Here is a 21,628-nt window from a genome sequence, read left to right as displayed (position 1 = left end):
CTTTACCTCCAATTAAGACTCTTTCGTCGTTTCTTTTTGGACTTCTTGATGAATGATGGCTGAAACGTCTTTTTCTACGATATCACGCGCCTGACGAATTGCATGGAAAATGGCATTTTCATCAGAAGAGCCGTGCGCTTTAATAACAGGTGCCTTTAAACCAAATAAAGCGGCACCGCCATATTCGGAGTAATCCATTTTAGATTTCATCTGCATCAATTTCGGCTTCATCATGCCTGCTGCTATTTTTGCTGTGAAGCTTGATGTTAAGGTTTCTTTCAGCATTTTAAAAACAGAAAGGGCTGTGCCTTCAATTGTTTTAAGCGCAATATTTCCTGTGAAACCATCTGTGACAACAACGTCAGCAACACCTTCTAATAAGTCACGGGACTCTACATTTCCTACGAAATTCAAGTCGGAAGCTTTTAATAATTCAAAGGTTTTTTTCGTTAAATCGTTGCCTTTTTTATCTTCTGTTCCTACATTTAACAGTCCAACACGCGGATTGCTCTTTGGGAAAACACGCTCTGCGTAGATGGATCCCATCATGGCATATTGCACGAGATGTTCTGGTTTAGCATCAACGTTGGCACCAACATCTAGTAATAAAAAGCCGCTGCCATCCAGTGTTGGCAAAGTTGGGGCAAGGGCTGGTCTGTCAATACCGTCAATTCTGCCTACGATAAACAGTCCCGCTGTCATGAGGGCGCCAGTATTTCCTGCTGAGATGCAGGCATCTGCTCGTCCTTCAGACACTTCCTGCGCCATTTTCACCATAGATGAATCCTTTTTACGTCTGACTGCACGTACTGGTTCATCTGTCGGTTCAATGACTTCTTTTGCATCTAAAATTGTGATGCGGTCGTTGTTTGTTATGTATGGTTTAATTTTGTTTTCATCGCCGACAAGTGTAATCTCGATATCTGAAAATGCTGTTAAGCTTTTTTGCACACCGTCAATAATGGCTTTAGGGGCATGATCTCCCCCCATTGCATCGACTGCAATTCTCATATTACGTGCCACCTTTTACTTTTGTTTTGAGCGATACATGACGAAGTCACCTGAGAAGACAACTTCCTCACCAACATAGCTGTTTACTTCAACTACGGTTCTTCCTTTTTCTTTATCATGTGAGGCTACTTTGGCTTTAGAGACGACTCTTTCGCCTTGTTTCACCTGCCTTGTAAACCTGATATTCGCTTTTGCTGTCAAAGCCAGTTCATCGTCAATGACGGCAACTGCCAGCGAATTTGCCTGGGCGAAGAGATGATGTCCCCTGGCAATTTGGTTTCGGCTGAATACATGCTCTTTTCTCACTTCTAAAATGGAAATGGCTTGATCATCAAGCTCTACATCAATCATTTCTCCAATTACTTCATCCAGTGGAAGTGACTTTACTTCATCCTCTAATGTCTTTTCGGCCACATGCTTAATTCTTTCGCGTAATTCAGGGATCGACAGCTCTAAACGATCAAGACGAACCGTTTGTATGCTGACACCGAATTTACTTGCCAATTCTTCATCAGTAATGAATGGAGTCGAGCTGATCGTTTGCTGGAGAAGCTTTTGACGTTCTTTTTTATTTAGTTTCATATGCAGACACCATCCGTACATTTATGACTAGGTACTAATAGTAGTATATAATCTCATAGATGATAAATCAATCCTTGTTTCAAAAAGACAAGAAAATTCCTCCAGCGTTTGATCAGCTTAATTTATCTCCTCCCAGCACACCGCTGTCTATCAGCGTTTGCCGAAGTTCTTTGTATTCGGGATCAGTCCAAAAAGCGTCCGATTGGACAAGGTCTGCCGCATCTTTTCTAGCCGTTTCCAGTGCTCTATAGTCATGAACCATATCTGCTACCTTAAATTCAGGCATCCCGCTTTGTTTTTTACCGAAGAAATCGCCGGGTCCTCTTAGTTCTAAGTCTTTTTCAGACAGCTCAAAGCCATCGGTTGTTTCGGACATGATCCGCATCCGCTCTTTCCCCGTTTCTGACTTCGGATCAGCCATTAAAATACAAAATGATTGATGCTCTCCTCGTCCGACCCGGCCTCTTAGCTGATGAAGCTGAGACAGTCCGAAGCGGTCTGCATCATAAATGACCATGATGGTTGCATTCGGTACGTTGACCCCGACTTCAACAACTGTGGTTGAAACGAGAATTTGTACTTCATTTGCGGTAAAGGCTCTCATGACCTGATCCTTTTCATCACTCGCCAGCTTCCCATGCATTAAGCCGATCGACCACTTGCCGCGGTATGCTTCAGTGAGCATGCTATGGACATCAAGCGCATTTTGGACATCAAGCTTGTCTGATTCTTCAATGAGCGGACAAATGATATATGCCTGTCTTCCTTTTCTCAGCTCTTTATCCACAAAAGCAAGAATTCTCTCAAGCATGTCATGCTTCACCCAATACGTTTCGATTTGTTTTCTGCCAGCTGGCAATTCATCAATGACGGATACGTCCATTTCTCCAAAGACAGTGATCGCAAGTGTTCGCGGAATAGGTGTGGCCGTCATAAACAAGACATCTGGGTCCTGTCCTTTACTTCGCAGTTTTTTCCGCTGCTCTACGCCAAACCGGTGCTGTTCATCTGTAATGACAAGACCGAGCTGCTGAAATTCGACTTCGTCTTGAATGAGTGCGTGCGTGCCGACTAATATGTCAATCTCGCCTTCTTTTAAACGTTCAAGCAATTCTCTGCGTCTCTTTCCTTTCACAGAGCTTGTCAAAAGGGCGATATTCAGCCCCCATTTTTCAAACAGCTGGTAAAGTGAATCGGCATGCTGCTCTGCCAAAATTTCTGTTGGGACCATTAATGCACCTTGAAAACCTGATAAATGAGCGGCATAAAGCGCAATGGCTGCAACAGCTGTTTTCCCTGAACCTACATCTCCTTGAAGCAGCCGGTTCATTCGATATGGAGACGCCATGTCCGACATGATTTCATCAAGTACTCTTGATTGTGCCTTCGTCAGCGGAAATGGCAGGCTGTTAACAAACTCAAAAACAGCCTCTTTGGAAAACGGATGCTGGATGCCTGATGTTCTCTCTCGTTCTTTCTTTCTAATCGCCTGCATCTTCAGCTGAAAAATGAGAAATTCCTCGTACACAAAACGGCGTCTTGCTTGCTTGAGCGAGTCCCTTGTTTCTGGAAGATGAATGGCTTTTAATGCTTCCTGATAGGACATGAGTTTATAGGCAGAGACAAGCTGCTTTGGCAATGGATCTTCCGCTTTGTCTGCATAAAGTGACAAGGCCTGCTTTACAAAGCGCCTCATCATTTTCACGGTCACATTTTCTTTTACTGAATAAACGGGCTCTATACTGCCATCTTGCTCGTGCGTCCCTTTTTTAAATTCCTGCACCATGATAGATTGACGGTTTTTATCCCATTTTCCTGTAACGGAAACTGTATCACCTAACACAAGGCTTCGTTTTAAATATGGGCGATTGAAACAAATCGCTGTAATGAGAAAACGCCCGACAAGCAGCCTGAATGTCAGCCTGCTTCGTTTTTTTCCATAATAGGTGAGAACGGGCTCACTATGTACTTTTCCTTCAACTGTGACACGTTCGTCATGTTTGACTTCTTCTAAGTTACGAAGCTCATAGTCGTCATATCGATAAGGAAAGTAGCCGAGTAAATCGGCTACTGTGTAGATTCCAAGTTCATTGAGTGTTTTTTCGGTTTCCTCTCCAATCCCCTTCAGGACAGAGACATTATCTTGCAGTTTCTGTATCACGAGATGAGGTCACACCTCCGAAAATCTTCTTTTCAAGCTCTCTTGCTGTCGGTGTCGCAGCGAGACCGCCTTGTGCAGTTTCGCGAAGAGCTGTTGGCATCGTTTGACCGATTTTGTACATCGCATCAATGACTTCATCACAAGGAATGCGGCTTGTGATGCCAGCAAGAGCCATGTCTGCTGCGATCATGGCGTTAGATGCACCCATTGCGTTTCGTTTCACGCAAGGTACCTCGACAAGTCCCGCTACTGGATCGCAAACAAGTCCAAGCATATTTTTCAGTGTAATCGCCATCGCTTCTGCAGATTGCTGCGGTGTACCGCCTGCCATCTCGACAATCGCTGCTGCCGCCATACCTGATGCAGAACCTACCTCTGCCTGACAGCCGCCTGCTGCACCGGAAATGCTCGCGTTATTCGCCACAACAAAACCAAATGCGCCAGAAGTAAATAGGAATCTGACCATTTGTTCCTTTGTTGGCTTTAATGTTTCTTTTACTGCAAATAGCGTACCTGGTACAACACCTGCTGAGCCTGCTGTAGGCGTTGCACAAATGGTTCCCATTGCGGCATTGACTTCATTTGTTGCAACTGCTTTACTGACAGCATCTAATATCGTATGACCAGACAGCGTTTTGCCTGATGCGATATAGGCTTGAAGTTTGACCGCATCTCCGCCTGTTAGCCCTGATAATGATTTCACACCCTTCAGCCCGTTTTCAACGGCCTGCTCCATCACTTCTAGGTTGCGGTACATCTGCGAGAAAATTTCTTCACGTGACTTCCCTGTCACTTCCATTTCTTGCACAATCATAATTTCTGAAATGGAGGTATTCCGTTCTTCTGTTAGCTGCACGAGTTCTTTGACGTTTTTAAACATCATTCATAACCTCCTTGTTGTTACTCTGCAATTTGTGTGACTTGAATAATGTTTGGCAGCGTTTCAAGCTCTGATAGGACAGCTGGGTCAATATTTTGATCCACTTCAATCGTCATCAGTGCCTCTTGCCCGACATCTTTACGCGCCACTTCCATATGACCGATGTTGATGGCGAATTTCGCTAAGACATTGGCAACTGCCGCAATCGTCCCGTAGCGATCGTTATGAACCACAAGAATGGCAGGATGATTCCCTGAAAGCCTGAGCTCAAAACCATTTAATTCTGTGATTTCAATTTTCCCTCCGCCGATGGAAATCCCGATTAGTTCAAGGCTTCCGTTCGCATCTGAAATCTCTACTTTTGCTGTATTCGGATGCGTCGGCACCGCCTCTTCTTCTTTAAATTCAATGTCGATCTCTTTGCTTTTTGCAATATCGATCGCTGTTTTGATTCGTTCATCAAATGTATCAAAGTCAAGAACACCGCCAATAATGGCGACATCTGTACCGTGTCCTTTATACGTATCTTTAAAAGAACCATAAAATGAAACGACAATGCGTTTCGGTTCTCTTCCAAATAAGCTGCGAGCTACTCTCCCTATACGAGCCGCACCCGCTGTGTGCGAACTTGATGGCCCAATCATGACAGGTCCAATAATATCAAACACACTTCTAAATTTCATAGGTCTTCCCCTCTCATCACCACTCGCGTATGGTTTGGTTCTTTCTTTAGACTAATGGATTCATTCGTTTCCCGCAACTCATTTCACCGTGGAATGGCTAGTAAAAAATTGCAAAAGAAGAAGAAGGGCTTTATTTGCCCTTCTTTCGTTATTCAACCGCCAAAATATATGAATAAAGCGGCTGTTTTCCATCGTGGACTTCAACTTCTACATCTTCAAATGTTTCTTCAATAAAGGCTTGCAGTGCATCCAGCTCATCAGATGATGCATCTTCCCCTTTAATGATGGTGACAATCTCATCATTTTCTGTCACCATTTTGGTTAGAAGTTCTTTTGCTGCATCTAATTGATTTTTCGCTGTTAACGTGATTTTCCCGTTGAACAGACCCATATAATCACCTTTCGCAATGTCGATGCCATCAATTTGAGTATCTCTTACTGCAAAGGTAATTTGCCCGCTTTTCACATGGTCAATCGCTTCTAGCATCGCTCTTTCGTTGTCTTCATTTGAAGCTGCTTCATTGAGAGAAAGAAGTGCCGACATTCCTTGAGGAACGGTCTTCGTCGGAATGACAACGACCTCACGGTTTGAGACAGTTGCCGCCTGTTTAGCTGCCATGACAATATTAGAATTATTAGGTAAGATAAAGACGGTTTCGGCATGTACGCTTTCTATTGCTGTGACAATGTCTTCTGTGCTCGGATTCATCGTCTGTCCGCCTTCAATGACGACGGAAGCTCCGATACTTTTGAACAAGTCAGCAATTCCTTCTCCCATTGCGACACTGACGACGCCAAAGCGCTGTTTTTCAGCAGCAGGTGCTTTTGGTGCAGCAGGTGCGTGTTCTCTTTCTTCGTTCACGATTGAGCTATGCTGCTCTCTCATGTTTTCTATTTTCATATTAATTAAGCTGCCGTAGCGCTGTGCATAGGATAAGACATCTCCTGGCTGCTCTGCATGAATATGAACTTTCGCCAGTGTATCGTCAGACACCACAAGAAGTGAATCTCCGAATTCACTTAAGTCTTGTCTGAAGGCATTCTCATCAAAGGACTGTTTGTCTTCTTCAAATTTCACCATAAATTCAGTACAGTAGCCAAATTCGATATCTTCTGTGTTCATATGGCTTTGCGCACTTTTATGATGCTCTGCACTAACGAGTTCTTTTAGCGTAGGTAAAGAAGCCGCTTTAGGAGGAAGCTCTTCTCCTCTTAATGAAGCAAGGAAACCTTCATATACGCATAGAAGTCCTTTACCTCCACTATCGACAACACCCACTTCTTTTAAGACAGGAAGCAGATCTGGCGTTCGATCAAGTGATGCTCTTGCTTCCTCAATCGTTAACTCTAGAACGCGGTCAATTTGATCCTCTGCTGCCGAAACAGCAACCGCTTTCTTTGCTGCATCCTTTGCAACTGTTAAGATCGTTCCTTCAATCGGTTTCATCACGGCTTTATATGCTGTATCAACACCCGCCTGTAAGGCAAGAGCAAATTCTTTTGCATCAATCGTTTCTTTTTGTTCAATATGTTTACTGAAACCTCTAAAGAGCTGTGACAGGATCACGCCAGAGTTTCCTCTTGCGCCCATCAATAACCCTTTCGAGAGGGCCACGCCGACCTTCCCAATATGATCGGTATTTGTTTCTTCAACTGCTTTTGCCCCTGAAGTCATCGACAAATTCATATTTGTCCCCGTGTCTCCATCTGGCACTGGAAAAACATTTAACGCATCAACAATTTGTGCGTTTTGAGAAAGATGGTGAGCACCTGCAAGAATCATTTTTGCAAATGAGCGGCCATCAAGATTTCTAATAGACAATATATTTCCTCCTTACTACGGGTTCGTAACTTTTACTCCTTGTACATAAATGTTGACCGAGTCAACAGAAAGTCCAATTGTGTGATGAATCGTGTATTTGACTTTCGTTTGAACATTATGTGCGACTTCTGATATTTTTGTACCGTAGCTTACGATGATGTACATATCAATATGAATGCGGTCTTCTTTTTGACGCACAAGAACACCCCGGCTGAAGTTCTCTTTGCGGAGAATATCCGTCAAGCCGTCCTTGATTTGATTTTTGGACGCCATGCCAACAATACCATAGCAATCGATCGCAGCGCCTCCTGCCACCATTGCAATGACTTCATTTGATATATCAATTTGTCCGTATTTCGTTCTAAGTTCAATGGACACATTGGTTCCCCCTTTTTGAGAAATTGCCCTGAGTTATCACTATTTTACTATAAGACCCTTCTTTTTAAAAGAAATCATTCAATCCGACCCAATCCTACTTATACTATAGCCTTGATTTTTTATCAAGATGTCAAGGTATTTTTCTTGAAAGAGGAGTAAACAATCCTTGCAAACCCCTTGAAGCTGTGGTAAATTATTAAAGTATCTTGAGGCATCTCTAAGTACGTATATGAAGAATATGATGATGTTTTCGCAGTTAGGAGGGAAACAAATGGCACGTAAATGCGTTATTACAGGCAGAAAAACAAAAGCTGGGAACAACCGTTCTCACGCAATGAACTCTACAAAACGTACATGGGGCGCGAACCTTCAAAAAGTTCGTATTCTAGTGGACGGTAAGCCTAAAAGAGTATATGTATCAGCTCGAGCTTTGAAATCTGGTAAAGTTGAGCGTGTATAAGCAAGAGTAAACGCCTGCTACAATAAACTGTAGCAGGCGTTTTTATGTGGAAATAAAGGAGATTACTCATTAATCTTTTTTAAATGAACCAAGCATCGCACGGACAATGCCGCCAAGAAATCTAGGCAGTTTGATTGTATAAAATTTCATTTTGTCCCCCTCCTAAAAGTACCGCTTGCAGCACAATTGAGCTTAATCAGCCATCCACATTGATAGGTTGGTCAATCTTTGCTTCTTACCATTATTAATATGCCTTCATGAAAAGAAAAAGTACCACTTGAGTGGATGAGTTCGTTACTAATACATAGTGTGGAACCAGGCTCAATATGACAATTTTTCAGAGGATATTTGAAACCTTTTAATGTCAGCTTTTCAATCGATGTACCAAAGGGCAGGAACGACACATATTTTTTATCAGGGTCTTCTTTTATTTCGTATGTACCAGGTCCAAACATTTGAATGATATTTTGCTTATCTATAAGAGTGATGTTCTGCTTGTGCTGAATGCCTTGATATAGAAGGTGAATATTTCCTAGAAAGTGATCAGCTCTTCCTCCTGTAATGCCGTAGATGTGAATATGCGCTGGGTGCTGGCGCATGGCCCAGTTCAGCGCAAGCTCTAAATCGGTTTCATCCTTTTCAGCCTGAAATACATTCAAGGCAGGCAATTTCTTTTTCAGCTCACAAAGCTCTTCTTCTGTCACACTGTCAAAATCACCAAAAGCCTTGGCAGGCATGATGCCGTGTTCTAGTAAAAAAAGCGTCCCCCGGTCTACACCGACCCAGAGAATATCGTCCTGTGATGCTTCCTGTTCAAGGGGCGGGATGTATTCAAAAGGACCGCCGGCTACGATATGTATGTGCATGATATACGCTCCTCTCCATGTAAAAAGAACCAAAGATCAGAGTGACTTTGGTTCCTTTTTTTACGCTTCTCGAATGGCCTGAATGGCGGCTGCACGGTTGTTTTTACCGTATACCGCTGAGCCGGCCACAAGTAAGTTAGCGCCCGCCTCTTTACAGCTCTTTGCAGTCTCTACATTGACACCGCCGTCTATTTCTATGAGTAAGTCTGATAAGCCCTTTTGTTCGCTAAGGGTCTTCACTTCTTTTACCTTCTCGAGGACAGATGGAATGAACGCCTGTCCGCCAAAACCAGGATTCACCGTCATGAATAAGACAAGGTCTACATCCTCTAATACATGCTCAATCTGGGAAACAGGTGTGTGCGGGTTCAAGACGACACCTGCTTTTACGCCTTGTTCTTTTATGTGCTGTATCGTGCGGTGCAAGTGCGGACAAGCCTCTACATGGACAGATATAATGTCAGCACCTGCTTTTGCGAATGCAGGAATATACCGGTCTGGCTGCTCAATCATTAAGTGAACATCGAGCGGCAGCTTTGTATGCGGTCTGATCGCTTCCACAACATTCGGTCCAAATGTGATATTCGGTACAAAATGGCCGTCCATCACATCGATATGAATGTAATCCGCTCCGCCTTGTTCCACATCACGGATATCTTTCTCCAAATTGGCGAAATCTGCTGATAAAATGGAAGGGGCAATATAAACCATGATTTAGTACCTCGGCTTTCTGTCTTTGATTTCAGTTAAAAACTCTAAATAATGCTGATAGCGATACGCTCTGATTTGCTCTTGTTCGACCGCGCCTTTTACCGCACAGCCAGGCTCTTTCACGTGCAGACAGCCTCTAAACTTACAATCTGCACTCCGCTCTTTAATTTCTAAAAAGTAAAGGCCTAAATCTTCCGCTTCAATGCCGGTAAATTCGAGCGAGCTAAAGCCAGGTGTATCTGCAATGAGCCCTTCTGCTGTACGAATGAGTTCGACATGTCTTGTCGTATGCTTCCCCCTTCCAAGATGAGAGGAAATATCATTGGTTTTCAGCGCCAAATCAGGACTCATCGCATTTAAAAGAGAGGACTTACCTACACCAGACTGACCGGCAAATACAGTGATTTTATTGTGAAAATGCGGGGTCAGCTTTTCAATTCCGTCTCCCTCGATCGTGGATGTTACATGAACATCATATCCAATTTGCCGATAGTCCTCTGCATAGCCTTGAATACTTACACGCTCTTCATCTGTTTTCAATAAGTCCATTTTTGTGATACAGATAATCGGCTTAATATCATTTGCTTCCACCAGCACTAGAAATCTGTCTAAAAGCGATGTGCTAAAGGTCGGTTCTGTCGCAGAGAAAACGAGCACCGCTTGATCGACGTTACTAATAGGCGGACGAACAAGTTCGTTTGTCCGCTCTTTTACTTCTAATAAATAGCCTTCTTTATCGTTATCCGCTTGATATACGACATAATCTCCAACTAGAGGTGTGATTTTGTTTTTTCGAAAAATGCCTCTCGCTCTGCACTGAATCACTTTTCCACTTTCTAGAGACTCATCGAGCACATAATAAAATCCGCTTAATGCTTTAATAATTTTGCCCTCAGGCATAAAGTCCCTCCTTTATTCATCGTCAGGGTATTCGATTGTTTTAGAGCTTACGACTTTATCATCAACCGTCACTTGATAGTATCCTTTTTGACCCGGTTCAATCTTAAATTTAATGGTCCGTTCAGTTGGTGCAGTGATGTTAAAGGTTTCATATGAATCAGAAATGCTATGCTCAGCATCGTCAATGGAAATCTGAACGGTCATCTCTTGCCCTTCAGTGACTGGCTCATACGGGATGGCAATCTTCTCAGTTACCGTTTTAGCCGGTTTTTTCTTCGGTCCGAGTGAGAAGGTGATCTTAACCGTATCCCCTGGTTTCACAGCAGTACCTGCTCCTGGCTCCTGCTTCATGACCTCACCTTTTGGTACATCATCAGAATACGCTTCTTTTTCATCAAGCTTTAATCCGTTATCCTCTAAATAATTCGATGCAGCCTGTTTACTATATGTCGTTAAATCCCGCAAAGTAATATCGGCAGGACCTATGCTGACCGTCAACGTCACTTCTTCATCTGCTGCCACAAGCTCAGTACTCGCTGAAGGTTTCTGTTCCATGACAATTCCAGATTCGGTGTCATTATCATTTACTTCCTCCACAACAACTTGCTTAAACCCTTTTTTCTCTAATAATTCTTTTGCTTTATCGACCTTTTCACCTGTTACATCAGGTAATTCGGTCTTTTCTTTGCCAGTACTTTGGTAAAGCTGAATCTCGGTTCCTTCTTTTACCTTTGTGCCGATTTTCGGGTCTGTTTTGACGACAAGCCCTTTTTCAATTTTTTCATCAGCGATCTCAATTGGTTCAGAGGCAACGGTAAAGCCGGCTTTCTTCAAGGTGTCCTCTGCTTTTTCAATCGTCATGCCAGATACATCAGAGACCTCAACATCTTTTGGAAAGAGCAGTCCGGGAAACACAGTGATGGCTAAAATGGTCGCAGCAGTTAGAATAAACAGGATGGATGCCACAACCCAAGGCCATTTTTTTCGTTTCTTTTTCGGCTTTTGTTTCTCTTTTTTCTTCGGTTTTTGCACCGGATGGACAGCTGTTTTTTCATTGTCTTGATCGACTTGATGATCTTGAATGATTGGGATCGCTTTCGTTGCTTCATGATCCTCTTCAATGACAAAGCGTTTTTCTTTTAGTCTTGAAGGGTCGAAAGCAGTTTGCAGATCTTTTTGCATTTCAGATGCATCTTCATATCGATAAAATGGATCTTTGGCCATTGCCTTTAAAATGATGTTTTCCACGCTTTGTGGAACAGAAGGATTCCACCTTCTTACAGATGGCGGCTCTGATTGCAAATGCTTCAGCGCAACACTGACAGCTGATTCCCCTTCAAATGGCATGCGTCCAGAAATGAGTTCATAGAGCACAATTCCAAGTGAATAGATGTCTGACTTTTTCGTCGCAAGACCTCCGCGGGCTTGCTCTGGAGACAAATAGTGTACGGATCCTAGAACCGAATTTGTGTGGGTGATGGTCGCTGAGCTGAGTGCAATGGCAATCCCAAAATCAGTGACTTTAATATTCCCCATGTTGTCTATTAATATATTGTGAGGCTTAATGTCCCGGTGGACGAGCTGCTTTGCATGGGCTTCTTCCATTGCCGCAACCACTTGCTCCATAATGCGAACGGCTTCTTTCGGATGAAGCGGGCCATTGGCATGTATGTATTCTTTCAGCGTCATCCCCTCGACATATTCCATGACAATATAATAAATGTCATCTTCTTCCCCTACATCGTAGATGCTGACAATATTTGAATGATCTAAACTTGCGGCTGACTGCGCCTCGCGCCGGAAACGTCTAATAAAATCATCATCGCTTGCAAAGTCAAAGCGCAAAATTTTAATCGCGACTTCGCGATCTAAAATCATATCCTCCGCCAAATAAACGTTTGCCATTCCGCCTCCGCCTATGACGCGAAGAATCTGATAACGGCCGCTGATCCGTTTTCCGATCAACACTTGCTGTCACCCTCCTCTGGCTGGGAGGAGATTTCTAACAATACTGCTGTAATGTTATCTTCACCGCCGTTGTCATTCGCTGTTTGGATTAATGCTGTTACTTTTTCATCTGGTGCGGTCGTTTGGTTTAAAATATGAATCAAATTCTCTTCTTCTACTTTATTTGATAAACCATCTGAGCAAAGCAGGATTTGATCTCCTGGGTCCACTTCAAAGGTATGTGCATCGATTTGAACGTGTTTATCTGTTCCTAATGCTTTCGTAAGCACATTTTTTCTTGGATGATATTCTGCATCCTCTTTAGAAATTTCACCTGTTTTCACAAGCTCATTTACAAGTGAATGGTCATCTGTTAGCTGGGTCAGTGCTCCTTCTCTTAGCAAGTAGCAGCGGCTGTCGCCAATATGGGCAATTGTGACCGTTTGCAAATGAACGAGCGCACAAACAATGGTTGTCCCCATTCCTTGGCACTCCTCATTGTTTTTCGCATGTTCATATACTTGATCATTAATGTCACTTATTTTTGAGATTAACCAGCTTTCTTGCTCTGCTGGTTTTGCTGGAATTGAAGATGTTTCTTCCCAGTATTCTTTTAAAGAAGAGACGGCCATCCTGCTGGCGACATCACCAGCAAGATGACCTCCCATTCCATCTGCTACAACAGCTAGAAGGGTGTCTTCTTTTGCTTCAAAAATACCTGCATCATCTTCATTATGCTGACGGACTTTTCCTGTATCGGTTTGAAAGGCTGCCCTTATCAACATTCGTCACCTCGTCTCTTCCTGACGCTCCTTCGCTCTTAGCTGACCGCAAGCAGCATCAATGTCATGGCCTTGCTCTCGTCTAATTGTTACGTTTACGCCGCGTTCTTTCAGCGTTTTTTCAAATAGGAAGATTTGTTCTCTCGGTGTTCTTACATAATCCCTTTCCGGTACATAGTTCACCGGAATGAGGTTCACGTGGCACTTGATTCCTTTTAATAAGTCTGCAAGCTCTTCTGCATGATGCACTTGATCATTTACTCCGCCAAACAGGCCGTATTCAAAGCTGACACGTCTACCCGTTTTTTGAATGTAGTATTCAATGGCTTCCATTAATTTTGGCAGCTTATATGCCTTATTGATCGGCATCAGACGGCTTCTGATCTCTGTGTTCGGTGCATGCAGAGAGACAGCAAAATTGATTTGCATTTGCTCATCAGCGAATTGATAGATCTTTGGAATGATTCCGCTTGTCGACACTGTAATATGACGCGCGCCAATGTTTAAGCCGTTGTCATGGTTGATGATTTTAAGGAAGGCAAGCATTTCGTCAAAGTTATCAAACGGTTCGCCAATTCCCATGATGACAACCGAGCTGACTCTCTCATCTGTTTCGTCAAGTGCCTGCTGCACTTTCAATACTTGAGCAACGATTTCTCCTGCTTCAAGGTTTCGTTTTAACCCGCCAAGTGTAGATGCACAGAATGTACAGCCGATTCGGCAGCCAACCTGAGTTGTGACACAGACAGAGTTGCCGTATTCGTGGCGCATCAGTACTGTTTCAATCGTATAGCCATCATGTAATTCAAATAAAAACTTGATCGTTCCGTCTTGAGACGTTTGTTTGATCACGGTTTTTAATGTGGTGATCGCAAATTGATTTTTTAATTTTTCTCTTAAATCCTTTGAAAGGTTAGACATATCGTCAAAGGATGTCACACGTTTCTCATAAAGCCACTCGAAAATTTGGGCTGCGCGGAAAGGCTTTTCGCCTTGTTCTTTTAACCATTCTTTCATTTCGTGAAGCTCAAATGAGTAGATCGACGGCATTTCTGTCTTCAGTTCTTTTCTTACTTTTTGTTCTGTCATTTTTTATCCCTTCTTTCTCATGCTGCAAATAAAGAAACCATCTGTTCCGAAATAATGAGGAAGAATTTGTACACTTCCGTTTTGAACAAACGGAGCAACCTGCTCAGGCAGCCGTTCATTAAGAGATAGATCGGGTTCGAAGTCTTGGTGTTCTTGTAAAAACGCATGAATCACTTGTTGATTTTCTGTTGGGTCCATTGTACACGTACTGTATACAAGGGTTCCGCCCGGTTTTAAAAGCGGGGCCGCTTCCTTTAAAATGGCCTGCTGGATAGCCGCAAGCCTTGCTGAGTCTTCTTGTGACTTTGTATATTTCATATCTGGTTTTCGTCTAATGACGCCAAAACCGGAACACGGTGCATCAATGAGAATACGGTCAAACGAAGCTTCGCTGTAATAGTCTGCCGCTTTCCTTGCATCAAGTGCTTTTGCCTCAATGTGAGTAAGGTTCAGACGTTTTGCTGCTTGTTTGATGAGTTTCACTTTGTGTTCATGTAAATCAAGAGAAACAATTTTGCCCTCATCGTTCATACGTTCTGCAATATGTGTTGATTTTCCGCCAGGAGCCGCACAGGCGTCAAGCACCGTTTCTCCCGGCTGAGGGTCGAGCGCTCTTGCGACAAGCATCGAGCTTTCATCTTGTATCGTCACATAGCCTTCTTGAAAAGAAGGGGTTGAGACGATGGACCCTTTCATGAGCTTAAGTGCATCTTCAGATAAGTCGCCAAGCTCCGTTTCGATGCCTGCATCCATTAGTTTTTGCTGCAGTGCCGTGCGGTCAGTTTTCATTCGATTGACACGAAGGGTTTGCTTTGGCGGGACTAAATGAATGCGGCACATGCTTTCTGCCGCTTCAAACCCGTACGCCTGAACCCATTCCTGCACAAGCCATAATGGGTGGCTTGTCTCAATGGACAGCCGCTTTACGGGATCTTTGATCGCATCAAATGACGGAACGCCTTCTCTTTGCACGGAACGAAGAACACCGTTCACAAGTGAAGAAATGCCTTTGTGCCCGCGCTTTTTCGTTAGCTCGACAGCTTCATGAATGGCTGCACGATCTGGTATTTTTTCAAGGTACACCATTTGATAAAGAGACATCCGCAAAAGCTGCATCACCCATGGAGCGACCTTTTGCGGTTTTTTCACAAAGGGCGTCAGCATATAATCTAATGCCAGTTTATTTTGCAGTGTACCATATACAAGCTCTGTTAACAGCGGTTTGTCCTGATCAGCTAAGTCTTTATCTTTCATGACTGACTGCAACAGCAAATTACTGTAAGCTTGATTTTGTTCGAGTTTGATTAAAGCGTCCAGCGCTACTTCTCTCACATTACTTTTCTTCATTCATTAACCCTAATTTCTGTCCAATTTCGATATTTGCGCCTCTTAAGAAGTCTTCGCCGCTCATTTTTTTCTTACCAGCTGGCTGCACACCTGTTAATAAAAGGCCTTGCTTATTCCCCGTTCCAATGACCGGACCTTCTTTTTGAAGTTCAATCACTTTCCCTGGTTCTTCTTGAACTTGAAGCGGAACCTTTTTCGCTTCCCATACTTTTAGATGAGCGCCGTTCCATTCAGTATAGGCAACTGGCCAAGGATTTAGCCCGCGAACTTGGTTGTAAAGCTCTTCACCGGTTTTTGTCCAGTCTAACCTTTCTTGCTCCCGCTTAATATTTGGTGCGTATGTGGCCGCTTCTTCATTTTGCGGAATCGGAGAAATAGACCCGCTCAGAACATTTGGCACCGTATCTTTTAGCAGTGCGGCACCAGCTGCACTTAATTTATCATGCAATGTTCCGACATTGTCTAATTCATCGATTTCTACTTCTACTTTACTGATCATGTCACCTGCATCAAGTCTTTCCACCATGTACATGATCGTAACGCCTGTTTTCTTTTTGCCTTGAAGGATCGCATAATGGATCGGCGCGCCGCCTCTTAGTTCTGGCAGAAGCGAGGCATGAACATTGATACAGCCAAACTTAGGTTCATCGAGTAATCGCTTTGGTAAGATTTGTCCAAATGCCGCTGTGACAATTAAATCCGGCTGTAATGCAAGCACCTTATCAATTTCTTCATCAAGGCGCACCTTTTCAGGCTGCAACACAGGAATGCCGTGCTTTAAGGCTTCCACTTTTACAGGAGGCGGTGTGAGCACTCGTTTTCTTCCTTTCGGGCGGTCTGGCTGCGTGACGACCCCTACCACTTCGTATCCTTCTGTTATCAGTGTTTGCAGCACAGGTACTGAGAAATCAGGGGTTCCCATAAATACGATACGTGCCATTTTCTTCACCCTTCCATTTCCGCAAGTTCTTTTTCTGTATAAGTTTCAATGATTTTTGACATAAATAAAATGCCGTCTAAATGATCAATTTCGTGCAATAAAGCTCTTGCTAAAAATCCGTCTGCTTCTATTGTAAATGGTTTGCCTTTCTTATCAAAGGCTTTTACCTTCACATAGTTCGGTCTCTCTACAGTGCCGTATAAAGATGGAAAGCTCAGGCAGCCTTCAATATCTGTCTGGCTTCCTTCTACTTCAAGCACCTCGGGGTTCACTAAATCAATTCTGCCAGATTCTTCTCCGATATCTACAACAGCGATTCTTTTTGAAATACCGATTTGTGGTGCTGCTAGTCCAACTCCATCCAGCTCAAGCATTGTATCATACATATCATCCAGCAGTTTTTTAAGCTTTTTATCGAACGTCTCGACGCGCTCTGTCTTTTGTTCAAGCACTTCTGCCGGATGTATGACTATTGGTTTTACTGCCACTTACAGCCCTCCGTTTTACATCATCATGTATGGATTCATATCTATTGAAATCATCAATTGTTTTTGTTCCATTTCCTTTTGATAATGGTCTTGTATTTTCCGTAGTAAACTTGCCAGTTCATTTTCCCTTTTGTATTTTATCACGCATTGATAGCGATATCTATCTTTGATCTTAGCGATTGGCGATGCAGCCGGACCAAGGATTCGAGTATTCGGTGCACAGTTCATTTTTAGGAACTGGACAATTTGATCAGTGACATGTGCTGCCTTCGTCACTTCTTCGTGTGACACTGTCACCATCGCCAAAAAGTAATAAGGCGGATAGGACTGGTGGCGGCGATGCAGCATCTCCTGTTCATAAAAGGCTTCGTAGTCATGCTGCTTCGTTAATTCAATACTATAGTGAGAAGGCGTATACGATTGAATAATAACCGAGCCTGCTTTTTCATGGCGCCCTGCCCTGCCGCTGACCTGCGTGAGAAGCTGAAATGTTTTTTCACTTGAACGAAAATCAGGGATGTGAAGGGATGTATCCGCACTGAGAACACCAACAAGTGTGACATCTGGGAAATCCAGCCCCTTTGCAATCATCTGCGTCCCGAGCAAAATGTCCGCTTCTTTATTGCCAAAAGACGTAAGAAGCTTTTCGTGAGCACCTTTTCGAGACGTTGTATCCACATCCATTCGGATCACACGCGCCTCAGGCAATACCTTTGTCAGTTCTTCTTCTACTCGCTGCGTGCCAGTTCCAAAATAGCGAATATGCTCACTGTGGCATTCTGGACATTCAGAAGGTACTGGAGCTTCGTGACCACAATAATGGCACTTCAGCCGTTTTTGATAGCGGTGATAGGTGAGAGAAATTTCGCAATGAGGACATTGCTCCACATATCCGCAATCACGGCACATCACAAAGGATGAATAGCCTCTTTTGTTCAGAAATAAAACGGCTTGTTCTTTTCTTTCAAGCACTTCCTTTAACCTGATCATTAATTCTTCTGAGAACATGGAGCGGTTGCCATTTCTTAGTTCTTCTCTCATATCAATTAACGAAACGTGCGGCATCTGCTGCTGGTTGACGCGGTGCTTGAGCGGCAGCAATGTATAGACGCCTTTTTTCGCACGTGCATAGGTTTCAAGTGAAGGTGTTGCACTGCCTAATACGACTGGACATTGATGCCGCACTGCTCGTTCAATGGCGACATCCTTGGCATGGTAACGAGGCATTTCTTCTTGTTTATAAGAGGATTCGTGCTCTTCATCTATAATAATCATGCCTAAATTTTCAAATGGAGCGAAAACAGCAGATCTTGCGCCAACGACAAGCTTGACTTCCTTGCGATGAATCTTCCGCCATTCATCATATTTTTCTCCTGTCGATAAGCCGCTGTGAAGAACAGCCACATTTGAGCCAAATCGTTCTTTAAATCGCTGCACCATTTGAGGGGTTAATGAAATTTCAGGAACTAAAACGATCGCTTCTTTCCCTTTTTGAAGAACATGATCAATTGTCTGCAAGTAAATCTCCGTTTTGCCGCTTCCTGTCACTCCGTGCAGCAAAAAGGTTTCGTGCTGATCCTCACTGACTGCTTGATGAATATGTTTTGCCGCCTCTCTTTGCTCAGGCGTGAGATCAAGTGATGCAGATGGTGTAAACTCCCGGTCACGGTAAGGATCTCGATAGACCTCTTTATAGCTTTCTGTTAACAGCCCTTCTTGAATAAAGGTTTTAAGCGTTTGAGAACTCGCGCCTGTTTGCTGCTGCAAGTCTTTCGCTAAAAAGGTTGTCTCTCCCGCATGAAGCAAGTAGGAAATCAGTGCCTTTTGTTTTACCGCATTTTTCTTTAGCTGCTGCTGCTTTTCTTCAAGTTTTTCTTTCGATACAGCCAGCTGGAGCATGCGGACCTTTTTCTTTCCAGATTTTTGCGAGACATGGTATCTCACCTCTAGATGACCTTTTTGGACATGCTTTTGAATCTGTTTTAATTGTTCAGCCGGGATGTCAGCATAAAGAATGCTCTCTCGCTGACCGAAAAGCTCTTTCAATGACTGCGGAAGTTCTTCCTCTGATAGCACCTGTATTTCTTTTTCGTACTTTGCCTTCATGGCTGCGGGCAGCATCGATTGAAGTGCCGTAATATGATAGGACAATGTTTTTTCCGTCAGCCAGTGGGAAAGCTCCAATAGCTCATCTGTCAGAACAGGTGATAAATCAAATAAATCGACTATCTCTTTGATGCTTCCTGTCTTGATGTCTGTTTCCTCTTTGACTTTTGTCACAAACCCTTGAATCTTCCGCGGGCCAAAGGGAACGACCACCCTCATTCCCGCTTTGACGAGATCTTTGAATCGATCTGGTACACGGTAATCAAATGGCCGGTCAATGGCTTTCGTTGTGACATCTACGATGACTTCAGCAATCATGCGCGATCACGCTCTTTTGGAAGCAGCAGTATTGCCTCCTTTAAAATTTCAAAGGCGAGGTCTTTTTTGCTCATCATCGGCAGCTCTTTTTTCGTTCCATCTGCTTTGATGATCGCTGCCACATTGGTATCTGTGCCAAAGCCTGCCCCTTCTTTAGTGACGTTATTGGCCACAATCATATCTAGATGCTTGGATTCAATTTTCTTTTTCGCATAATATTCTACATCCTGCGTTTCAGCTGCAAAACCAACCAGCACTTGATGCTCTTTTCTTTTTCCCAGCTCTTTTAAAATATCTTTTGTCCGGGTGAATTCAATGTCCAGAGCGCCGTCCTGTTTTTTCATTTTATGAGCATATGTCGTGACAGGGGTGTAATCGGCGACAGCTGCTGATTTAATGACAAGATCAGCTTCTCCGTATACATCTAGCGCAGCTTGATACATCTCTTCAGCTGATTCAACGTGCACTACATGTACATGGTCAGGTTCAGTTAAAGAAACAGGTCCAGAAATCAGCGTCACATCTGCCCCCATTTGCTGAGCAGCCTCTGCAATCGCATAGCCCATTTTTCCACTAGAACGGTTTGTAAAGAACCGGACAGGATCGATGACTTCACGAGTAGGACCTGCTGTCACCACAACTTTTTTACCTGAGAGCGGTAAGCTTTTTGGCTCTTCAAAAAAGGCACGGATGTGTTCCACAATTTTTTCAGGCTCTTCTAGTCGCCCTTTTCCAATGTACCCGCAGGCTAAATAACCTTCACTTGGCTCAATAAACCGGTAGCCGTCTTCATATAATGTGCGAATGTTCCGTTTCACAGCCGGGTGATCGTACATATGCACATTCATTGCTGGTGCGATCCATACAGGCGCTGTTGAAGCAAGCAAAGTCGTCGTGAGCATATCATCTGCAAGTCCAGCGGCCATTTTACCAATCGTATGTGCTGTTGCAGGGGCAACAAGAATGAGATCGGCCCAGTCAGCTACGTCAATATGTGCAATGACTTTTGGATTGTTTTCTTTGAATGTATCTACATATACCTCATGCCGAGACAGTGCTTGGAAGGTAAGCGGAGACACAAACTCACGAGCAGATTCCGTCATAATCACTCTTACATTTGCGCCTGCTTGTACGAGTTTACTAGTAAGTGCTGCTGCTTTATATACGGCAATTCCTCCGCTGACACCAAGCAATATATTTTTTGACTGTAACATTTGTTTGTCCCCCTTAACGGCCTTTTTCACAAATTCGTCTACAATTCAAAAAAGTCAAAACCAATCATAGTTTTGACTTTTTTGAACGTATCGTATCTGCATTGCAGAAGCGATGTGTTATTCTTGATCCTCTTTTTCAAATGTCAAAAGACCAGCGTCGATTTCTTCTAGTGCTTTGCCTACGAATTTGTAAGACTTTGTGTTTTCAATCTGCTGATCTTGATGGATCTGCATTTCACGTGCACGGCGTGCCGACACTGTTACAAGTGTATATTTTGAATCAAGTTTGTTCATCAATGAGTCAATTGAAGGATCTAACATGGTTTATTCTACCCCCAGCATTTTTTTATATCTTGGTGCGACTCTGTCTCTGCGCAGGTGTTCTGCAAGGACGATCGCTTTGATTCTTTCACAAGCAAGCTCGACATCATCGTTTTCAACGACATAGTCATAAGCATCCATCATTTCAATTTCTTCTTTCGCAGCGGCCATTCGGTTTCGAATGAGCTCCTCAGACTCTGTACCGCGTGTAATAATACGGTTTTGAAGTTCTGAAAGACTAGGCGGTGCAAGGAAAATAAAAAGACCTTCCGGGAATGCTTCTCTTACTTGAAGTGCACCTTGCACTTCAATTTCAAGGAAAACATCTTTTCCTTCGCTTAATGTCTGTTCTACATAGTCAACAGGCGTGCCGTAGTAATTTCCGACGTACTCTGCCCATTCTAACAGCTTTTTGTTTTCAATCATATGTTCAAATTCTTCCCTGGTTTTAAAGAAATAATCGACACCATTTCTTTCACCTTCACGCGGTTTGCGTGTCGTCACAGAAATAGAGTATTCAAATTTCGTATCTTCCTGGGAGAAAATGGCTTGTCTGACCGTTCCTTTTCCAACTCCCGAAGGTCCAGAGAGAACGATTAAAAGTCCTCTTTCTTTCATAATG

22 protein-coding genes are annotated in these 21,628 nt (G+C 43.4%); 1 reads left to right on the top strand and 21 read right to left on the bottom strand.

The window, feature by feature from the left end:
* Positions 1–12: 12 nt before the first annotated feature.
* From plsX to ASE42_RS08600, 7 genes are all read right to left on the bottom strand, one after another.
* A complete protein-coding gene (plsX, locus tag ASE42_RS08630; RefSeq protein ID WP_024426965.1) occupies positions 13–1,011 on the bottom strand; it encodes a phosphate acyltransferase PlsX in 999 nt (332 codons plus the stop codon).
* 15 nt (positions 1,012–1,026) lie between these two features.
* Positions 1,027–1,593, bottom strand: a complete 567-nt coding sequence (fapR, locus tag ASE42_RS08625) for a transcription factor FapR (RefSeq protein WP_024424199.1) — start codon at positions 1,591–1,593, stop codon at positions 1,027–1,029.
* Positions 1,594–1,705: 112 nt separating this feature from the next.
* Positions 1,706–3,754, bottom strand: a complete 2,049-nt coding sequence (gene recG, locus ASE42_RS08620) for an ATP-dependent DNA helicase RecG (RefSeq protein ID WP_024426964.1) — start codon at positions 3,752–3,754, stop codon at positions 1,706–1,708.
* On the bottom strand, positions 3,732–4,634 hold the full coding sequence (gene sdaAA / locus ASE42_RS08615) for an L-serine ammonia-lyase, iron-sulfur-dependent, subunit alpha (protein ID WP_024424200.1): 903 nt from the start codon (positions 4,632–4,634) through the stop codon (positions 3,732–3,734). The genes recG and sdaAA overlap by 23 nt, the downstream gene beginning before the upstream one ends.
* A gap of 20 nt (positions 4,635–4,654) precedes the next feature.
* Complete coding sequence (sdaAB, locus tag ASE42_RS08610; protein WP_056766414.1) at positions 4,655–5,317, bottom strand: L-serine ammonia-lyase, iron-sulfur-dependent subunit beta; 663 nt, start codon at positions 5,315–5,317, stop codon at positions 4,655–4,657.
* 148 nt (positions 5,318–5,465) lie between these two features.
* Entirely contained in the window at positions 5,466–7,139 is a 1,674-nt protein-coding gene (locus ASE42_RS08605) for a DAK2 domain-containing protein (protein ID WP_056766412.1), read from the bottom strand.
* Positions 7,140–7,154: 15 nt separating this feature from the next.
* A complete protein-coding gene (locus tag ASE42_RS08600; protein WP_008344871.1) occupies positions 7,155–7,517 on the bottom strand; it encodes an Asp23/Gls24 family envelope stress response protein in 363 nt (120 codons plus the stop codon).
* 271 nt (positions 7,518–7,788) lie between these two features.
* On the opposite strand from ASE42_RS08600, the gene rpmB reads away from it, so the two are divergent.
* Positions 7,789–7,977 carry a 50S ribosomal protein L28 gene (rpmB, locus tag ASE42_RS08595; protein ID WP_003212514.1) on the top strand — a complete coding sequence of 63 codons (189 nt, stop codon included), beginning with the start codon at positions 7,789–7,791 and terminating at the stop codon, positions 7,975–7,977.
* A 69-nt stretch (positions 7,978–8,046) separates the two neighbouring features.
* Here the strand turns inward: rpmB and spoVM are convergent, their stop codons facing one another.
* The 14 genes from spoVM to gmk form a co-directional block, all read right to left on the bottom strand.
* Complete coding sequence (gene spoVM / locus ASE42_RS08590; protein ID WP_008354550.1) at positions 8,047–8,127, bottom strand: stage V sporulation protein SpoVM; 81 nt, start codon at positions 8,125–8,127, stop codon at positions 8,047–8,049.
* Positions 8,128–8,198: 71 nt separating this feature from the next.
* Complete coding sequence (locus ASE42_RS08585) at positions 8,199–8,843, bottom strand: thiamine diphosphokinase (protein ID WP_056766410.1); 645 nt, start codon at positions 8,841–8,843, stop codon at positions 8,199–8,201.
* Between the two features lie 60 nt (positions 8,844–8,903).
* Positions 8,904–9,554 (bottom strand): ribulose-phosphate 3-epimerase, encoded by a 651-nt coding sequence (gene rpe, locus ASE42_RS08580; RefSeq protein WP_024426961.1) that lies wholly within the window; start codon positions 9,552–9,554, stop codon positions 8,904–8,906.
* A 3-nt stretch (positions 9,555–9,557) separates the two neighbouring features.
* Positions 9,558–10,454 (bottom strand): ribosome small subunit-dependent GTPase A, encoded by an 897-nt coding sequence (gene rsgA, locus ASE42_RS08575; protein WP_056766409.1) that lies wholly within the window; start codon positions 10,452–10,454, stop codon positions 9,558–9,560.
* Positions 10,455–10,466: 12 nt separating this feature from the next.
* On the bottom strand, positions 10,467–12,422 hold the full coding sequence (gene pknB, locus ASE42_RS08570) for a Stk1 family PASTA domain-containing Ser/Thr kinase (protein WP_024426959.1): 1,956 nt from the start codon (positions 12,420–12,422) through the stop codon (positions 10,467–10,469).
* Positions 12,416–13,186, bottom strand: a complete 771-nt coding sequence (locus ASE42_RS08565; RefSeq protein WP_029706534.1) for a Stp1/IreP family PP2C-type Ser/Thr phosphatase — start codon at positions 13,184–13,186, stop codon at positions 12,416–12,418. The genes pknB and ASE42_RS08565 overlap by 7 nt, the downstream gene beginning before the upstream one ends.
* Positions 13,187–13,189: 3 nt before the next feature.
* A complete protein-coding gene (gene rlmN / locus ASE42_RS08560) occupies positions 13,190–14,272 on the bottom strand; it encodes a 23S rRNA (adenine(2503)-C(2))-methyltransferase RlmN (RefSeq protein WP_024424208.1) in 1,083 nt (360 codons plus the stop codon).
* Between the two features lie 3 nt (positions 14,273–14,275).
* A complete protein-coding gene (rsmB, locus tag ASE42_RS08555; RefSeq protein ID WP_024426957.1) occupies positions 14,276–15,619 on the bottom strand; it encodes a 16S rRNA (cytosine(967)-C(5))-methyltransferase RsmB in 1,344 nt (447 codons plus the stop codon).
* Complete coding sequence (gene fmt, locus ASE42_RS08550) at positions 15,606–16,559, bottom strand: methionyl-tRNA formyltransferase (RefSeq protein WP_041108941.1); 954 nt, start codon at positions 16,557–16,559, stop codon at positions 15,606–15,608. Before fmt ends, rsmB begins: the two co-directional genes overlap by 14 nt.
* A 5-nt stretch (positions 16,560–16,564) precedes the next feature.
* Positions 16,565–17,047: a peptide deformylase gene (gene def / locus ASE42_RS08545; RefSeq protein WP_056766406.1), complete on the bottom strand. Its 483-nt coding sequence runs from the start codon at positions 17,045–17,047 to the stop codon at positions 16,565–16,567.
* A 15-nt stretch (positions 17,048–17,062) separates the two neighbouring features.
* Entirely contained in the window at positions 17,063–19,471 is a 2,409-nt protein-coding gene (gene priA, locus ASE42_RS08540) for a primosomal protein N' (protein WP_056766404.1), read from the bottom strand.
* Positions 19,468–20,685, bottom strand: a complete 1,218-nt coding sequence (gene coaBC, locus ASE42_RS08535) for a bifunctional phosphopantothenoylcysteine decarboxylase/phosphopantothenate--cysteine ligase CoaBC (RefSeq protein WP_041108937.1) — start codon at positions 20,683–20,685, stop codon at positions 19,468–19,470. The genes priA and coaBC overlap by 4 nt, the downstream gene beginning before the upstream one ends.
* Positions 20,686–20,802: 117 nt before the next feature.
* Entirely contained in the window at positions 20,803–21,006 is a 204-nt protein-coding gene (gene rpoZ / locus ASE42_RS08530) for a DNA-directed RNA polymerase subunit omega (protein ID WP_003211647.1), read from the bottom strand.
* A 3-nt stretch (positions 21,007–21,009) separates the two neighbouring features.
* Positions 21,010–21,624 carry a guanylate kinase gene (gmk, locus tag ASE42_RS08525; protein WP_024424214.1) on the bottom strand — a complete coding sequence of 205 codons (615 nt, stop codon included), beginning with the start codon at positions 21,622–21,624 and terminating at the stop codon, positions 21,010–21,012.
* Positions 21,625–21,628 lie beyond the last annotated feature (4 nt).

The sequence above is a fragment of the Bacillus sp. Root920 genome (genome assembly GCF_001429445.1).
Lineage (GTDB): Bacteria > Bacillota > Bacilli > Bacillales > Bacillaceae > Bacillus > Bacillus safensis.
Note: the sequence above shows the minus strand (reverse complement) of the source record. Positions and strands in the feature narration are given on the sequence as shown.

Bases quoted from the DNA above. Each gene is read 5' to 3' on its own strand.
- plsX (WP_024426965.1), bottom strand. From the start codon at position 1,011: ATGAGAATTGCAGTCGATGCAATGGGGGGAGATCATGCCCCTAAAGCC.
- fapR (WP_024424199.1), bottom strand. From the start codon at position 1,593: ATGAAACTAAATAAAAAAGAACGTCAAAAGCTTCTCCAGCAAACGATC.
- sdaAA (WP_024424200.1), bottom strand. From the start codon at position 4,634: ATGTTTAAAAACGTCAAAGAACTCGTGCAGCTAACAGAAGAACGGAAT.
- sdaAB (WP_056766414.1), bottom strand. From the start codon at position 5,317: ATGAAATTTAGAAGTGTGTTTGATATTATTGGACCTGTCATGATTGGG.
- rpmB (WP_003212514.1), top strand. From the start codon at position 7,789: ATGGCACGTAAATGCGTTATTACAGGCAGAAAAACAAAAGCTGGGAAC.
- spoVM (WP_008354550.1), bottom strand. From the start codon at position 8,127: ATGAAATTTTATACAATCAAACTGCCTAGATTTCTTGGCGGCATTGTC.
- ASE42_RS08585 (WP_056766410.1), bottom strand. From the start codon at position 8,843: ATGCACATACATATCGTAGCCGGCGGTCCTTTTGAATACATCCCGCCC.
- rpe (WP_024426961.1), bottom strand. From the start codon at position 9,554: ATGGTTTATATTGCCCCTTCCATTTTATCAGCAGATTTCGCCAATTTG.
- rsgA (WP_056766409.1), bottom strand. From the start codon at position 10,454: ATGCCTGAGGGCAAAATTATTAAAGCATTAAGCGGATTTTATTATGTG.
- ASE42_RS08565 (WP_029706534.1), bottom strand. From the start codon at position 13,186: ATGTTGATAAGGGCAGCCTTTCAAACCGATACAGGAAAAGTCCGTCAG.
- rlmN (WP_024424208.1), bottom strand. From the start codon at position 14,272: ATGACAGAACAAAAAGTAAGAAAAGAACTGAAGACAGAAATGCCGTCG.
- rsmB (WP_024426957.1), bottom strand. From the start codon at position 15,619: ATGAAGAAAAGTAATGTGAGAGAAGTAGCGCTGGACGCTTTAATCAAA.
- fmt (WP_041108941.1), bottom strand. From the start codon at position 16,559: ATGGCACGTATCGTATTTATGGGAACCCCTGATTTCTCAGTACCTGTG.
- priA (WP_056766404.1), bottom strand. From the start codon at position 19,471: ATGATTGCTGAAGTCATCGTAGATGTCACAACGAAAGCCATTGACCGG.
- coaBC (WP_041108937.1), bottom strand. From the start codon at position 20,685: ATGTTACAGTCAAAAAATATATTGCTTGGTGTCAGCGGAGGAATTGCC.
- rpoZ (WP_003211647.1), bottom strand. From the start codon at position 21,006: ATGTTAGATCCTTCAATTGACTCATTGATGAACAAACTTGATTCAAAA.
- gmk (WP_024424214.1), bottom strand. From the start codon at position 21,624: ATGAAAGAAAGAGGACTTTTAATCGTTCTCTCTGGACCTTCGGGAGTT.